This window comes from Microcoleus sp. B9-D4, from assembly GCF_036705105.1.
In the GTDB taxonomy this organism is placed as follows: Bacteria; Cyanobacteriota; Cyanobacteriia; order Cyanobacteriales; family Microcoleaceae; genus Microcoleus.
Map to the genome: position 1 here is coordinate 1 of NZ_JAUBTS010000038.1, position 17,076 is coordinate 17,076.

At 45.7% G+C, this 17,076-nt stretch carries 9 protein-coding genes and 1 pseudogene; 3 read left to right on the forward strand and 7 right to left on the reverse strand.

The window, feature by feature from the left end; all coding sequences use genetic code 11:
• Window positions 1–154 precede the first annotated feature (154 nt).
• The 4 genes and pseudogenes from QUB24_RS21010 to QUB24_RS21025 form a co-directional block, all read right to left on the reverse strand.
• Window positions 155–3,310 carry an MFS transporter gene (locus QUB24_RS21010; RefSeq protein ID WP_333155162.1) on the reverse strand — a complete coding sequence of 1,052 codons (3,156 nt, stop codon included), beginning with the start codon at window positions 3,308–3,310 and terminating at the stop codon, window positions 155–157.
• Window positions 3,311–3,678: 368 nt separating this feature from the next.
• A pseudogene (locus QUB24_RS21015) lies at window positions 3,679–3,957 on the reverse strand (hypothetical protein); the annotation flags it as partial.
• A 69-nt stretch (window positions 3,958–4,026) separates the two neighbouring features.
• Window positions 4,027–4,986 (reverse strand): hypothetical protein, encoded by a 960-nt coding sequence (locus QUB24_RS21020; RefSeq protein WP_333155164.1) that lies wholly within the window; start codon window positions 4,984–4,986, stop codon window positions 4,027–4,029.
• A gap of 302 nt (window positions 4,987–5,288) precedes the next feature.
• Window positions 5,289–5,594, reverse strand: a complete 306-nt coding sequence (locus QUB24_RS21025) for a hypothetical protein (protein ID WP_333155165.1) — start codon at window positions 5,592–5,594, stop codon at window positions 5,289–5,291.
• Between the two features lie 85 nt (window positions 5,595–5,679).
• Here QUB24_RS21025 and proS point away from each other — a divergent pair, with 85 nt between their 5' ends.
• The 3 genes from proS to QUB24_RS21040 all read left to right on the forward strand — a co-directional run bounded on the left by proS (window position 5,680) and on the right by QUB24_RS21040 (window position 13,084).
• The gene (proS, locus tag QUB24_RS21030; protein ID WP_333155166.1) at window positions 5,680–7,485 is read left to right on the forward strand and encodes a proline--tRNA ligase; all 1,806 of its coding nucleotides are present in this window, start codon (window positions 5,680–5,682) and stop codon (window positions 7,483–7,485) included.
• A 446-nt stretch (window positions 7,486–7,931) separates the two neighbouring features.
• Complete coding sequence (locus tag QUB24_RS21035; RefSeq protein WP_333155167.1) at window positions 7,932–10,904, forward strand: adenylate/guanylate cyclase domain-containing protein; 2,973 nt, start codon at window positions 7,932–7,934, stop codon at window positions 10,902–10,904.
• Window positions 10,905–11,017: 113 nt separating this feature from the next.
• Complete coding sequence (locus QUB24_RS21040; protein WP_333155168.1) at window positions 11,018–13,084, forward strand: adenylate/guanylate cyclase domain-containing protein; 2,067 nt, start codon at window positions 11,018–11,020, stop codon at window positions 13,082–13,084.
• Between the two features lie 79 nt (window positions 13,085–13,163).
• Here QUB24_RS21040 and rpmB read toward each other — a convergent pair whose 3' ends face one another.
• The 3 genes from rpmB to rppB all read right to left on the reverse strand — a co-directional run bounded on the left by rpmB (window position 13,164) and on the right by rppB (window position 17,068).
• Window positions 13,164–13,400: a 50S ribosomal protein L28 gene (gene rpmB, locus QUB24_RS21045; protein ID WP_333155169.1), complete on the reverse strand. Its 237-nt coding sequence runs from the start codon at window positions 13,398–13,400 to the stop codon at window positions 13,164–13,166.
• Between the two features lie 153 nt (window positions 13,401–13,553).
• Entirely contained in the window at window positions 13,554–15,542 is a 1,989-nt protein-coding gene (gene htpG / locus QUB24_RS21050) for a molecular chaperone HtpG (protein ID WP_333155171.1), read from the reverse strand.
• Window positions 15,543–15,736: 194 nt separating this feature from the next.
• Window positions 15,737–17,068, reverse strand: coding sequence for a two-component system sensor histidine kinase RppB (rppB, locus tag QUB24_RS21055; protein ID WP_333155173.1), 1,332 nt, complete (start codon window positions 17,066–17,068; stop codon window positions 15,737–15,739).
• Window positions 17,069–17,076 lie beyond the last annotated feature (8 nt).

The following is a 17,076-nucleotide window of genomic DNA, read 5'->3' on the forward strand; positions in this document are numbered from 1 at the left end:
CAGTTCTTGTTTTATTGACAAGATCTTAGATTCTTCGGATTCCTTTTGTCAAGCATGATTGAGACGCTCTTACCCTGGTGTCATTCCAAAGAAAATAGGCTGGCAAAGAGCCAGCCTAGAATCAGGAGAACTTTATTTCAAACTCGTTGAAAATCTAGCTAAACAAACCCGAAATCCCGTTGACTGCTATTGCTCCAGCCAAAGCCGAAACAACCACAGAAGTCAGAGCCGTACCGAACAGCCACCAAGCTGCGGCTGCGGCGGCTTCGCGCGCATCTTCTGCTTGCTGCTTGGTCTTTTTCTTGAGTTCTTTGATGCGTTTTTTGGCTTCAGATTGCAGGCGTTCCGAGCGCAATAAAACGCTGTCTCGGGCTCCTTCCATTTGGTCAACAATTCGGTGAGCCTGTGCCTCGGAAATATCGGAACGAGAACTCAGCAGGGCAACTAAAGTACCGCGATCGAACTCACCTAAACGCTCTTTAATCGCGTCAAATCCTGCCTGCGGGTCGTCAAACACTTTACGCAAGTCCCGCTTGATGCCTTCGTAGTTGAGTTCTGGTCGATCGAGGGAATTGAGGTAATCCCGGATTTTGCCGAAAATACCATCCATTGCTGACTGAAACTTGTCCTGAACCATTTGAACTTGTTCGACAATTTGGTTGCGGACAGATTCAATTTGGTCGGCAATTTTGTTTGCTTCATCGAACGAGATGTCTTCCCGCTGCGACAACAATGCTACCAGAGTCGATCGATCGAAGTGCTTCAGGCGATCGCCCAAACTTTGCATCCCCATTCCCGGCTCACTAAACAGCAACTGCAAATCGCGTTTGATGCTTTCAGGATTGAGTTCTTCCTTGTCCGTATTCCGCAAGTAATTTTCCAAACTTCCTTGGAAATCGCGGACTGTTTTTTGAGCGCGAGAGGCCAAGCGGCGGGGCGATTTCACGATGCTGCGAATCGAATCTTGCACGCGATCGATCGTCCGATTGATCTGTTCTTCGCTCAAATCTTCCCGCTGCGACAGCAACTTGACTAAAGTTTCGCGATCGACCTGAGAAAGTCTGTCCCGAAGTGCCAAAGCACCCTCTTTCGGATTTTCAAACAATTTAGTCAAATCCCGATTGATGGCTTCTGGATCGAGTTCTTCCAGGTTTGTATTCCGCAGGTAATCGCCAATTTTTGCAGTAACTTCCTCGTACTGTTGCTTAGCTCTATCTGCAACTATTTGCGGCGCGTGGATAATGTTGTCGCGCACAGATTCGATTCGGTCGATCGCCTGATTTATCTGTTCTTCGCTGAGGTCTTGGCGCTGTGACAGCAACTGCACCAGCGTATCGCGATCGAATTGAGATAAGCGTTCTCTCAGCGCTTTGAATCCGGCTTCCGGGTCGTTTAACAGCGTTTGAAACTCGCGCTCGATCGCTTCAGGATTGAGTTCTTCCTTATTAGTATTGCGGAGGTAATCTTCTACCTTGTGCCGCAATTCTTGCGCTTTCGATTTCGCTTGCTCTTGCAATTCTTGAGCTCTTGAAATTACGCGATCGCGCGAACTTTCGAGCCGCCCGATTAACTGATCGGCTTCCTCTGGACTGAAATCTTCCCGCTGACCCAGCAACTGCACCAAAGTATCGCGGTTAAACTGCGAAAGGCGATCGCGCAAAGCCTCAAAACCAGCATCCCGATCTTCCAAAAGCGCTTGGAAATCCCGCTCGATACCTTCAGGATTCAATTCCTCCTTGCCGGTCGATCGCAAATAATTCTCAATCCGGCTGCGTAAATCTTGAGACTGTTCTTCACCAGCAGCATCTCGCACGATTTCCAAGACTTCTTGTCGGACACCTTCAAGCTGTTCGGCAATTTCCGTCACCTGTTCCGGAGCAAACCCCTCGCGGCGGCCCAGAATCCTTACAAAATAATCGGGATTAAACAGCTCTAACTGGCGCAAAACTGCCCCCGGAGAAGCTTCCGGGTCGTAAATCACATCCCTAAATTCCTGCTTGATTGTCTCCCGATTGAGATGCCAAGGTTGGGCATTCATCAAGTAGTTTTCCACATCAGCCTTAGCTGTATTGAAAGGCAGCGCAGGCACTTTATCGCCCACCTGAGAAGCAAAAGATTTAGCTTTTTGAGTCCCTTGTGCTGTCAGTTGTTGCAACTGACCAGAGATTTTTTCAACATCCAAATCAGACAAATCCGTCCGCGACAAAACAGTGCCCACAAGAGCTTCCACACCCAACTGCATCGCTCGCTTCATGCCGCTGCTGGATTCCGATTTGTTTTCCCTACTTTCCAGAATTTGAGACAGCTTGGCGTTTAGTTCGTCAGACTTCAGCAAATCGGGAGCCGCAAACTTGAGAAAATCAACCAACTCTAAATTCGGGTCTTTCTGCTCTTGCTGCTTGCCGAAAGTTTGCTTCCAAACGCCTTCGAGTTGGTCAGCAACTTGATTTATTTCCTCTTGAGAAAAGTCTGTGCGACTCTTAACTAAATCCACAAAAGTCTGGCGGTTAACATTCTTCAGAACGTCGCTTCCCGCAAGAGATTTGATATCTGCATCGCCTAGCAACTTTTCAAATTGACCGCGAATTTCCTTAACATCTAGTTTCGGTAACTGCAAAGAACCCACATAGTCTTGCAGTGTTTCGCGAATGCTATCCGGGTCTACCGCCGAACTCAATTCGCGGCGGACAGCGGCAACAGATGCCTCTACAGTGTTGACCATTTGATCGCTAGCCATCTTGCCGCCGATCGCAGCACCAGCAGTACCCATGAGGCCTTGAACGCCTGAAAAAGCAGTTTTTATCAAGGAACCGATCATAGAACCGACGGCGCTAGAACCGAGCCACACCAGGGTTAAAAAGTACGCAGCCCAGATGACCACACCAATAATTGCAGCTCCGTCTACGCTGGCAATTGAAGTTAGTTTGACTGCCAGAAAACAAGCCAAAAATAAAGCCAGGTTAACTGTGACTAAAATCCAACCCCCCACTAAACCTTCGATTTTCCGAACTTTCTTGCCTAAACTTTCGGACTCATCATCATCGTCATCATCGGGTAAAGCCTCGTCCCAATTTGAGATTTTGGCGGCGATCGAGAAATTTGTTAACAGGAATTGGAAGCCGAAAGCCATAATGACTCCGGCGATTAAGGCCACGAAAAACTGCGGGCTTAAAAACATCAGCCCTCCGATATCGGGGTGGTCAAATGGCACATCTATTTCTACTGGCGTTTGTACTGGCATTTCTACTGGCATTTGGCCCCTATCGAGTTTTGGAGTGTACAGCGACATTAATAACTCGCTTTGAAACATAATTTACCTCCTTAATTTTTATGCCTAACTCGGCATAGCGAAAATGGCCCCCAACTTTTTTCTAGGGGTGTTTGTAATCTTTAGATGAGGTTTTGTTTGGGTTCGGCTTTATCTTACGGAAGGCCTTATTAGTGAAATTGGGATGAGTGGTAAATCAGTTCTATAGTGATCTCATCCTTACTGCTTATTATGGCTCTGGAAGCTAAAAAATAAATCCGTCTAAAGTCAGAAATTACTTTTTAAGGGATTGGTAGCAGCAGAGTTCGCATAAAACTGGCAAGTTTGAGGCGGGGGCAATCCCCACCAATTATCAATAGTAGTAAAGTGCGATGTGATGCACTCTACATATCGTAGAGTGCGCTAGCAAGTTAGGATTCCGTTGGATGTTCAGGCTCAAAACGAGCCAGTAATTGCGATCGATCGAGCTGCATACTCAGTCGCGTGATTTCCAGAGGTTCTAGTTGAATCAAAGGCTCGATTATTTGGGCTAATTATTCATCGATTTCGCCAAATCTTACTTGTAATATACTCTCAAAAATCTCGCGTTTGCTTTGCTGAATACCTTGCTGAATACCTGGCTGAGTCGCATCTTCAAGCCGTTGCAAGTAGAGAGGTGACAGTTCCATAATTAACTCCCGATTTTCTCGATATCTAATAAATACTAAAGTGATATTTGGCGCACTCTACAGATTGTAGAGCGCGCTGCTGAGTTAGGATTACGGTTGATTTTTATCTTCAAAATGAGCTAGCAATTCAGAGCGATCGAGCTGCCTAATTAGTCGCGTGCGATCGAGGGGTTCTAGCTGAATCAAAGGCTCGATTAGTTGGGATAATTCTTCATCAATCTCGCCAAATTTTAGTTGTAGGAGACTCTCAACCATCAGGCGTTGAGCGCGCTGCATAGCTTGCTGCATACCTTGCTGAATACCTTGCTGGATACCTTGCTGCATACCTTGCTGGATACCGCGCTGAGTTGCATCTTCCAACCGTTGCAAGTAGAGGGGTGACAGTTCCATAATTAACTCCCGATCTTCTCGATCTATGTCTTGACGTACTTCTAATATCGTTCGCAAGTTGTACAACAATTCTAACGCATTCAACCGAAAGACATTATCTGAGGGTAACTCTCTCAATTCGGCAATAGCTTGCTTCTGCACGTTTCCCTTCCCTAAAACTCTCAGCCACAGGGTTTCTGGAGTCCGGGGGAGTTGGTGAATGGCAATAATCGCTGCTTTCAGAGATGGGCCCATAAAATAAACTCCACTTACCCAATTTTCCGGTTCGGAAATCGCTCGAAATCCAGCTAATATCGTGTCAGAAACAGTCGGCGACAGTATCCAGAGTTGGGGCAAGTCTGCCTCTGCAATCCGGGTATTTTCTCTAGCTGCGATCCGTTCAAATTCGCCGTGGATATCGAAGAGTTTGCCCAGACAACTGCGAATTTCTCCGATTTGGACGGGGCTGCGGAAGGGTTCAAATACAGCGGGTTTTGCTGCAATTTGACCCAGAATGCCGATGGCTGTTGGTTCGACTTCCGGTTCCGGTTTCGGGGCAAATAAAACGTCAACCGGCCTTACTTCTCCAGCAACATCCCGGCTGGTTTCTACATTACCGAGAGGGGTTAATAGTTCTTTAAGATACTGTTTGGCAAATTGGTCGTGAATAAATCGGGTCATGCGATTTTAGATTTTAGATTTTAGATTTTAGATTGAGAATTAGTTACTGGATAGGGGTTTTGCGCTTGCCTAAAGTTGCATTGTTTTTTGAATCAGGTCAATCCATTTTAGATTTTAGATTTTAGATTAAAGAATTGAAGCATTGATCCCACGGATAAATTTGGGGCGCAAGTTTCATCGGATACAGGTTTTTTATTTCTGGACGGATGAATCACGTGGCGGGTATCCTGGATGCTTTCGGTCATTAGAATGTAATTGCGGGTCATTCAACAAACATGATATTAGGTGCGCCGCAGCGTACCCTACGAATTTTTGGCGCAGCATTTACCCTCAGAGTTGCGAATGCTGCGAATACAGCCGTACTCCTCGAAACGTTGACTGTGTTTGCGAACAGTAGGATAGGCCAGTAAATATAAGGGAATTCCGATTAGTTTGTAAAGCAATCGACCAGCAGCATGAACAATATCCCAAATTTCGCTTAAATTAGGTTCTCGAACAAATTCTCCTATTTCATCTTTTAAGGCAAGCCACTGAGATTGCACAGTAGGAGAGTGACAATTATCAAAGACTACCATACCTTTTTCATAGTTTTGCCAAATTTTATTCATATATTTAATCAAATCGGGCTTAGTTCTGATAATATCAGAAGTTGATCTAAAATTACACTCATCCGGTATTTTAAGGAAATCAGCCATGCGACTATCTCAAATGCTTTTTGTTACCCTGCGCGAAGACCCGGCAGAAGCAGAAATTCCCAGCCACAAACTATTACTCCGTGCCGGATACATCCGGCGCATCGGTAGCGGAATTTACGCTTATCTACCTTTAATGTGGCGAGTTCTCAAAAAAGTATCTCAAATTGTCCGCGAAGAAATGGACGCTACCGGCGCTCAAGAATGCCTCCTCCCGCAATTGCAACCGGCCGATTTGTGGCGGGAATCCGGCCGCTGGGACACCTACACTCAAGCTGAAGGTATTATGTTTGCCATGACAGATAGGCAGCAGCGAGAATTGGGACTGGGCCCTACTCACGAAGAAGTAATTACTACAATTGCTAAAGATATGATTCGTTCTTATCGGCAATTGCCCGTACATTTGTATCAAATTCAAACTAAATTTCGCGATGAAATTCGCCCGCGTTTTGGGTTGATGCGCGGTCGCGAATTCATTATGAAAGATGGCTATTCTTTCCATACAAACGAAGAAAGTTTGAAAAAAACTTATCAGGATATGGCTCAAGCTTATAGCAATATGCTGCGCCGATCGGGCTTGCAATTCCGAGCAGTAGATGCTGATTCTGGAGCAATTGGCGGCTCTGGTTCTCAAGAGTTTATGGTGTTGGCTGAAGCGGGAGAAGATGAAGTTCTTTATACTGAAGATGGTCAGTATGCAGCTAATGTGGAAAAGGCTGTCTCGATGCCTGCTGATGCCGAACCGTCGCCCTTTGCAACGTTTGAAAAGCGGGAAACGCCGGGAACTGAAACAATTGATAAACTTTGCAAATTTTTGAAATGTTCTCCGACGCAAGTTGTCAAAAATGTGCTTTACCAAGCTGTTTACGACAATGGGATCACAGTCTTGGTATTGGTAAGCATTCGCGGCGACCAAGATGTGAATCAGGTAAAGTTGCTGAATGAGTTGACGAAGTTAGCGGGCAATTATCAAGCTAAAACTGTTTTATTTTTGACGATTCCCGATGCGGAAGCTCAGCGGAAATGGGCTGCTAAATCTTTACCTCTGGGTTATATGGCTCCCGATGTTGCTGATGATTATATCGCTGGGAGCAAGGAGGTAAACTCTAAGTTTTTGCGTTTGGTCGATCGCACTGCAGTTGACCTGACAAACTTTGTCACTGGTTCAAACGAATCAGGATACCACGTTGTCGGGGCTAATTGGGATAAAGAATTTCCGCTACCAGCAACGGTTGTAGGTGTCAGAACAGCTAAAAAGGGCGATCGGGCAGTGCACAACCCCGAACAAACCTTGCAAAGCGCCAGAGGCATCGAAGTCGGCCACATCTTCCAATTAGGAACCAAATACTCCCAAGCAATGGGCGCTACCTACACCAGCGAACAAGGCGAAGAAATGCCCTTTGTGATGGGCTGCTACGGCGTCGGCGTGTCGCGGCTAGCTCAATCGGCCGTAGAACAATCCTACGACAAAGATGGGATAATTTGGCCAGTGGCGATCGCCCCGTATCACGCCATCATTAGCATCCCCAATATTTCCGACGCCCAACAAGTAGAAGTCGCCGAAAAACTCTATGCAGAACTCAACCAATCTGGCATTGAAACCCTACTAGATGACCGCGACGAACGAGCCGGAGTTAAATTCAAAGATGCTGATTTAATCGGCATTCCCTATCGCATTGTTCCGGGTCGTTCTCTGAAAGCAGGCAAAGTTGAAGTTGTGGAAAGAGCAACTCACAAATCCCATGAAATTCTCATTGATGAAGTAAATTCTACTTTAAAACAGTGGATTGAAGCCGCCATCAACTAACCCTTTTTAATTGGTAAGGTGCGCGCACCGCGCACCTACATTTAGGCTCGCAATGTGCCCGGTGTACACCCTACATTGCGAGCCTCTTGGGAGCATCTCACTTTTTCAGCCCAGCTAGAAATTGGAGTTGGGAGGCAGGAGACAGGAGGAAAGAGTCAGAAAGAAGGAGCCAGAAGAAGTGTTTTTATAAATATGAGATTCTCCCCCCTCTTCCCCAGGGCTTTTCCATTCTTTGTAGGGGCAATCCCCCCGTGGTTGCCCCGATTGCTGAAACACCCATTCGATCGTTGGTAGAGGGGGTAGGCACGGGGGCACTACCCCTACAAAATGATGTTTTTGGTGAGAATGAAACAGCCCTGCCCTCTTCCTTCTTCCTTCTTCCTTCTTCCTTCTTCCTTCTTCCCTCTTCCTTGAGATGTGAAATTCCCTAAAACTTAAAACTCGGTATGAATCTGAACCTAAATCAGTTTCTGCGATTCCCTCAATCCCGAATTGGGCGGTACTTAGCCCAAGTAACTGTCGTTGCTGTCGCTTACGCCGTGGGAGCGAGGCTAGCAATTTCAATTCAAGGTGTTAGTCCCTTTGCCGCCTCGGTGTGGCCACCCGCAGGAATTGCACAAGCTGGACTTTTATTGTTTGGGAGTAAAGTCTGGCCTGCCATAGTTTTGGGTACCTTTTTGCTCAATTTGGTTAACCCAAATGAACAGATATTCGTGGTTTGGCTGGGAGGAAACGCCGGGGCGATTCTGCAAGCTGTTTTTGCAGTAACTGCCCTGGGCTGGTTCCGGTTTCGTCCCTCTATCGAGCGATTGAAAGATGTAATTAATTTAATTTTGTTTGGCGGTCTAATTGCTACTCAAATCAGTTGCACTATTGGCGCATTTTCTCTATATTTAGCTGGCAAAATAGAGTGGAGCGAATATTGGTCTACTCGATGGAATTGGTGGTTGGGAGACACAATGGGAGTTTTAATTATAACTCCATTAATTTTAATATTAACTCGTCCTCAAGTAACCGCCGATAATTTAAAAATACAAACAGAGACCAAGAAAAATTATTTACTTGAGCGGGGAGTATGGTTAATATTATTAATTGGGGTGAGCTGGCTGGTTTTTGAATCTAAACATCAAGCTTATATTGCTCGTTATCCCCTGGAATATTTGCCCTTTCCTTTGATAATGTGGGCGGCGCTCAAATTCGGTCAGCGAGCCGCTGTTCTAGCATCGTTTATTGTCTCAATAATCGCAATTTTTGGCAGTTCTCATGGAGGGGGGCCCTTCACAGCCAAAGCCGACAATATTAATCAGGCTATCTTATTTTTGCAAGCTTTTATGGCTGTAGTTACAATTACCTCGCTGTTATTGGCAGCGACGGTAGCTGAACGGACAGCAGCGGAGTATTCTTTACGACAGAGCGAAATTAAATATCGAGAATTGGTGGAAAATGCTAACAGCATTATTCTGAAATTGGACGCAGACGGCAATATTACTTTTTTTAACGAATTTGCAGAAAATTTCTTTGGTTACAAGGAGGAAGAAATTCTGGGAAAAAATGCCTTGGGCACCATTATTCCACGGACGGACTGTGCAGGAAATAACTTAGAGTTGGTTTATAGTCAAATTTTACAAAATCCCGCTCGCTTTACCAGCTATGAAAATGAAAATATGCGGCGCAGTGGCGATCGCGTTTGGGTATCTTGGGCAAATAAACCGCTGGTTGATGCAGCGGGAAAACTTTTGGGCATCCTCTGCATCGGCACCGATATCACCGATCGCCGAAAAGCTGAAATAGCGTTGCAGAAGCTCAATGAAAAGCTGGAAATCCGAGTTGAAGAGCGGACAAATGCCCTGAAACAAAGCGAACTTCAGCTACAGAAACAGAAATGGGCATTAATTGATTTAGCCAAAAATAAAGCGCTGAATCAAGGCGACTTAACAAAAGCGCTTCAAGAAATAACTGAAACTGCTAGCCGTACTCTGGAAGTTACCCGATCGAGCGTCTGGCTGTACGATCGCACTAAATCCAAGATCGAGTGCCTGGATTTGTTCGATCGCACTCTCAACCAACACTCAGACGGTTTGGAATTAGCAGCAGCAGATTATCCTGTCTATTTTCAAGCACTGCGAGAAGAACGCGCAATTGCTGCCTTTGACGCACAAAACGATTTTAGAACCCGAGAATTTACCCAATCTTACCTAATTCCGCTCGGCATCACTTCTATGCTAGATACGCCGATTCAAATAGGCGGAGAAACAGCAGGAGTTCTCTGTTTAGAACACGTAGGAAGGCTCCGCTATTGGACGATTGAAGAACAAAGTTTCGCTGTTTCTCTAGCAGACTCTGTAACTTTCGCAATGGAAGCGCGAGAACGCCAGCGGGCTGAAGAAGCACTGCGGCAAGCTGAAGAAAAATACCGCAGCATCTTTGAAAATGCGATAGTCGGCATTTTTCAAACTACCCCAGATGGGGAATATCTCAGCGCCAATCCTGCTTTGCTTCGCATTTACGGTTACAGTTCGCGCGAGGAATTGGTCGGCACATTAACTGATATTAGCCAACAACTTTATGTTGACCCCGAACGCCGCGCCGAAGTTGTCCGCTTAATAGAAGAACAAGGCAAAGTATCGGATTTTGAATCTCAAATTTACCGCCGAGATGGCAGCATAATTTGGATTTCCGAAAATACTTATACCGTGCGCGATTCCTACGGAAATTTGCTTTATTACGAAGGTACTGTTCAAGATATCACAACTCGCAAACAAGCTGAGGCCGCTTTGCGCTTAGAACAAGAAAAATCTGACCGTCTCCTACTCAACGTTTTACCGCAACCGATCGCCGAAAGACTCAAACAAGACCAAAGCATCATCGCCGATACTTTTTCCGAAGTAACAGTATTGTTTGCAGATATAGTCGGTTTTACCCAAATTAGTTCCCAAATTTCTCCGTCGGAATTAGTTTCCTTGCTTAACGATATTTTTTCCACATTCGATCGCCTAGCAGAAAAGCACGGATTGGAAAAAATTAAGACTATTGGCGACGCCTACATGGTAGTAGGAGGGCTGCCCATGCCCCGCAGCGATCATGCAGAGGCGATCGCACAAATGGCCCTCGATATGCAGCAGGCAATTACTGACTTCAGCAATCTCCACAATCAAGATTTTAGCATCAGAATTGGGATTAACACCGGCCCTGTCGTCGCCGGAGTAATCGGTATTAAAAAATTTATTTACGATTTATGGGGAGACACCGTTAACACCGCTTCCCGCATGGAATCCCACGGCTTGCCGGGGTGCATTCAAGTCACGTCTGCAATTTATGATATATTGCAGGACAAGTATGTATTTGAAAGTCGCGGCGCGATCGAAGTTAAAGGCAAAGGCGAGATGAACACTTATTTTCTTACAGGCATCAAGTTATAGCATCAGGAAGAATGAAGAAGGAAGAAGTAATATAAGAAGTCATGTTTCAGAATTAAGCATTTCCTAATCTTCGGGCGCGGTTGCTATAGTTAGTTAAAAATATAACACTCAGTATGATTCCCAAAAAAAATCAGTTTCTGCGATTTCCTCAATCTAGAACTTGGCAATACTTAGCAAAAATAGCTGCCATTGCTTTTGCTTACGCTTTGGGAGCAAAAATAGCAGTTTCAATCCCCGGCGTAAATAAATTAGGTACGTGCGTCTGGCCACCCGCAGGAATTGCACAAGCTGCACTTTTATTGTTCGGGCGGCAGGTGTGGCCGGGAATAGCTTTAGGCGTATTTTTTTACGAGACTATTAATCTCAATATCTCCATAATAAGTGCAATAATTAGTGCTTTTTGCGGTTGTTTACAAGCTTTGTGTGCATTTACTTTGTTGCAGAAACTCAAGTTTCGCCCGTCACTCGATCGGCTGATAGATGTAGTCAATTTAGTTGTCAGCGGTGCTGTAGTTGCCACTCAAATCAACTGCACTCTCGGCACGCTACGCTTCTGTGTAACTGGTTTAGTTGACTGGAGCGAATATTGGCACGTTAGATGGAATTGGTATCTAGGAGATACATTAGGAGTTTTAATTTTTACTCCCCTGCTGTTGATTATATACAACCACAAACAAGCGCCCAGCCCTTCACCAAATACAGGTTATAAAACAATTGTAAATCGCATCGGTGCCGGAATAGGCCTGCTGTTATTAGTAACAGTCAGTTGGCTAGTCTACAACTCAAAAAGTGAAAGTAATCTCTCCGGTTATCCTCTCGAATACTTGCCATTTCCCTTAGTAATTTGGGCAACCATTCAATTCGGTCAGGGCGGGGGTATTTTAGCATCTTTCATTGTATCCAGTATCGCCATTTGGGGCGGTTCTCAGGGAGGCGGCCCTTTTCTTGCCAAAGCGGAAAATATAAATCAGGCAATCTTATTTTTGCAGGCTTTTATGAGCGTAATTGTAGTTACATCGCTGCTGTTGGCCGCCACTGTAGCCGAACGCGCATCAGCAGAGGATTCGCTGCGCCAAAGCGAAACTAAGTATCGGGAATTAGTTGAAAATGCTAACAGCATTATTTTAAAAGTAGATACGGAAGGAAATATTACTTTTTTTAACGAATTTGCACAAAACTTTTTTGGTTACGATGAAAAAGAAATAATTGGCAAAAACGCCGTGGGAACAATTATTCCCCAGACAGATACAACAGGAAATGACTTGGCAGCAAAGGTGAGAGATATTTTGCAAAACCCAGAACAATACACGCGAAATGAAAATGAAAGCATCCGGCGCAGCGGCGATCGCGTTTGGGTATCCTGGGCAAATAAACCGCTGTTTGACGCAGCAGGAAACTTCGTGGGAATGCTGGCAATAGGTACGGATATCACAGACCGCAGGCGGGCTGAAATGGCTCTTTACAAGCTGAATGAAGAGTTAGAATTTAGAGTGGAAGAACGAACTAATGCTCTGAATGATACTTTAAGTGCACTGCAAGTTCAACAGGAACAATCAGAACGCTTGTTGTTGAATATTTTGCCTGAAGAAATAGCAAATCGGTTGAAGCGAGGAGACAGTACGATCGCAGACACCTTTGCTGACGTTACTGTCTTATTTGCGGACATAGTAGGCTTTACTCAATTGAGCTCGCGAGTTTCTCCAACACAATTAGTAGCCTTGCTGAATGACATCTTTTCGACCTTCGACAACCTAGCAGAAAGGCACGGTTTGGAAAAAATTAAGACGATTGGCGACGCTTACATGGTAGTAGGAGGGCTGCCAATTCCTCGCCCGGATCACGCAGAAGCGATCGCAGAAATGGCGATCGATATGCTGCAGGCAATTACTGACTTCAGCAATATCCACAATCAAGATTTAAGCATCAGAATCGGCATCAATAGCGGCCCGGTTGTTGCCGGAGTCATTGGAATTAAAAAATTTATTTACGATTTATGGGGAGACACCGTTAACACTGCTTCCCGCATGGAATCTCACGGCAAGCCAGGGAGTATTCAGGTAACAGAAACAACTTATCAGGAATTGCGAGAAAAGTATTTCTTTGAAAACCGCGGCGCGATCGAAGTTAAAGGCAAAGGCGAGATGACTACTTATTTACTGAAATGCCGAAAATTGCTCTAGTAAAGGTTTTTCTCTAAAAGTAAGGGCGATCGCACTCTCAAGCGTGCGATCGCCCTTACTTTTACGCTAGCCAAGTTTTTTAAAGCTTGTACAGGTTAATTCCAGCTTCCTTCGCCATGATTTCCAAACCCTTGTTTTGCAAGGTTTTAATCGCCTTTGTAGAAAGGTGCAATTTTACCCAGCGCTTCTCCTGCTGCCACCAAACCCGCTTCCACTGCAAATTTGCCTCTTGCAACTTGTGAGTGCGGTGGTGCGAGTGAGAAACTGCAAAACCGTTATTAGCCTTCTTCCCCGTTAGCTGACATTTCCGTGACATATTGCTCTCCAGATTACCGTTTTTTGCGTGCAGCCTTTTATTATACCCGAAGGAAGAAGGAAGAAGGAAGAAGAAAGAAGGCTTGACTTATCCCTTTACCAATAGAAATAGACTCTTACTCCCCCCCGAAGCTTGGGGGGGGTTGGGGGGTAATTACATTGCATGTTCAGTCAATTTTGTCAAGACTTGATTTGATCGCTCGACAAAATCCTTCATCCCTTCAGCATCGAAACCCTTCTGGGCCATCAAAGCCAAGTCGTAAACGTGGTGACAAATCATACTCGCCAACTCAGCCGACGGAGACTCCCCGCCGCCTTGAATAATCGCACCCTGACTCAAACTCGCCAGATTTTGAATCAGCGGGTGAGACGTATTCACCAGCAACACGTGGTCTTCGGGGAATTCGGCCGCTTGCTGCTGCAAAAGCGCCGTCATATCCCGCATCCGGCGCAAAGCTTCCGGCAAAAGTACGATCGCAGGTGGCGTCGCCTCCGCAGAGTCAGACTTCAAAGCTTCTGTGCGAATGTTCACTTTCGGCTTATTGAGAGCTTTTTGGAACATTTCTTTAACTTGTTCGCTGCGAGTTTTATTCGTCGCCGGATCGACAATTTCCGCTTCTTTCTCTTTGTCAATTAGCGTTTCGTCGATATCGGAATCAACCCGCGAGAATTTGACATCTGAGTGTTCTCGTTCCAAGAAACTGATAAAGTGCGTGTCGATGAAAGAATCCATAAACAGCACTTCTAAACCTTGGCTTTTGTGCATAGCAACGTAAGTTGCTTGAGACGCCGGATCTGTACAATAAAACACCCTATTTTCGTGACGTTTTTGATTGCGTTCCAAATACTCTTTTAGAGTCGTGTAAGGCTGCGTCGAAGTAGAAGTTTCCGACTTCGGAGTGACATCTTGCCACAAATCTCCTTCCTCAGTTTGCACCTGAACTTCGGGCGTTGCAGTTTCTGGCTTGTCGGCTGTTGGTTCGTAGGTGCTGCGGTAGATTAAAATATCTTCGACTTGCTTTTTGAACTTGTCATCGTTGAGAGTTCCAAACTTGACAAAAGTGCCGATATCTTGCCAGCAGCGGATGTATTCGTCACGGTCGTCGCGGTAGAGTTCTTTCAGGCGATCGCCCACTTTTTTCGCAATATAATCAGCGATTCTCCTGACTGTGCGATTGCTTTGCAAAGAACTGCGAGAAACGTTCAGGGGAATGTCGGTACTGTCAATGACTCCCCGCAGTGGCATCAAGAATTTAGGGATAATTTCTTCGCAGTGGTCGCTGACAAAAACCTGGTTGCAGAATAGCTTAATATTGCCTTGGGTAACATCGACATCCGGCCGCAGTTTGGGAAAGAAAAGAATGCCGTTGACAATAAAAGGATAATCTGTATTCAGGTGTACCCACAGCAGCGGCTCGTCTTGGAACGGGTAAAGGTAGCGGTACAGTTCTAAGTAATCTTCTTTTTGCAAATTGCTGGCAGATTCCCGCCAAATTGCTTTGTGCTTGTTGAGTTCCTCTCCCTCAAATTTGATGGGAACGGGCATGAAATCGCAGTAAGTTTTGATTAACTGCCTAATCCGACTGGGTTCTACATATTCTTGTTCTTCATCTTGGAGAGTAAGAGTAATAGTAGTGCCGCGTTCCGTGCGGGAGGATTCTGATAATTCAAAAGCGGGAGAACCGTCGCAAGACCAGTGTACTGCTTGGGAGCCTTCTTGGTAAGAAAGAGTATCAATGTCTACTTTCTTCGCCACCATGAAAGAAGAGTAGAAACCTAAGCCGAAGTGACCAATGATTGCGTCATCGCCACTACCTTGGTATTTTTGAATAAATTCTTCTGCGCTGGAGAAAGCGACTTGGTTGATGTATTTTTTTACCTCATCGGCGGTCATGCCGATGCCGTTATCGGAAATTGAGAGGGTTTTGTTGTCTTTGTCAATAGCAATGTTGATTTGCGGTTCGCCCATGTCGCCGCTGTATTCGCCGGAACGGGAAACCATTTTGAGTTTGGCAATGGCATCGACGGCGTTAGAGATTAGTTCCCGCAAGAAGACTTCATGGTCGGTGTATAGCGACTTCTTGATAATCGGGAAAATATTCTCGGTATGGATTGTGATTGTTCCCTGTTCTAAAACTGTCATAATTCTTCGCTGGCTAATTGTTACAAATTAACGGTCAGTAGTCATTGGTCATTGGTCATTAGTTGTTAGTTTTTAGGCGCTCTTATGACTAATGACTGCTGACTAATGACTACTTAATGATTTTCGGCGATCGCGCTCTCGGATGCAAAAGGGATTACCCTAAAAAGACGATTCGGTTTCCCTCACATAGTAGCTCACAAAGGCAACCGCAGGAGAAAGATGCTGCCGAAACCCAATTCGCTGCGGGCGCTGAGGCTGCCGCGGTGCGCGCGGGCGATCGCGCGGGCGATCGCCAATCCGAGTCCCGAACCGCCTGTATGGCGCGATCGATCGCTGTTGACTCGGTAAAATCGATCGAATATCCGCGCTAAATCAGCCGCCGCTATCCCAATGCCGGTATCTTGAACCTGAATTACCGCCTCCTGGTGACTGCAATCTAAGATAACTGTGACTTTTCCGCCCGCCGGAGTGTATTGAATGGCATTGACAATTAAATTAGCAACCAGGCGGTAAAGTCGATCGGCATCGCCGACAACATTCAACGGCTGCTGTACGCGGATTTCCGATGTTAGCGCTACCTCGGAGGATCTCGCCAAAGCCGCCCATTCCTCCACCAAATCGCCCACCAAGTCGTTTAAACAACAAAGCTGAGGGCGATCGGATTTTGGTTGAGAGTCCATCCGCGCCAACAGCAACAAATCAGTCACTAACTGAGTCAATCGTCGGTTTTGGCGATCGACAGTCCGCAAAACTTCCCGCGCTTCTTTTTCATCTAATTGTGGCATCAACAGCGCCGATTCTACAGTTGCTTGAGATGCCGCTAAAGGCGTCCGCAATTCGTGGGCAGCATCCGCTGTAAACTGTTGGATTTGTCGGTAAGAAGAATAAATAGGTTTCATCGCCAATCCTGCCAGCCACCAACTAGAAAAACCCACCAAAATTAACGCTGCCGGCAATCCCAATTTCAACATCCATTTCACTGTACTGAGATAACTGTTGAAGTCTTGCAAACTCCGCCCTACTTGAAAATATCCCCAATCTTGCTGCGTTTGAGTGTGCAGCGATACAGAAATTTGGTGATAAATATTGCCTTGCCTGTCAGCGAGTGTTTGCCAGTGTTTCGAGTTAAATGTCGGCGGCAATGCTTCGGGATAAGCACCTGCTGTTGCAATCAAATTTCCTGAAGAGTCAAATAAACGGATATAGTAATAGCTTTGGTTGAGCGCGCTTAAAATATGGCGATCGGGCAACTTTTCTTTAATGCCGTTAACTCCTATTACGCGGAGATTTGGCAAAAGTTCATTGAGGATTGGTTCCAGGCGTCCTGGCTGCTGCAACTTGATTTCGAGGCTATCGTGGAGTGTCCCCGCTACCGATTCTAGTTCGCGGTCTATGGCGATCCAGTGCGCGTGGGCGATCGCCTTATATACACCAAATCCCAGCAAGCTTAAAATCAAACCCATTACTGCCGCGTAGGAAAGGGCTAATTGCCAGCGAGTTCGGTTAAATAGTTTATTTTGATTCACATTTTATA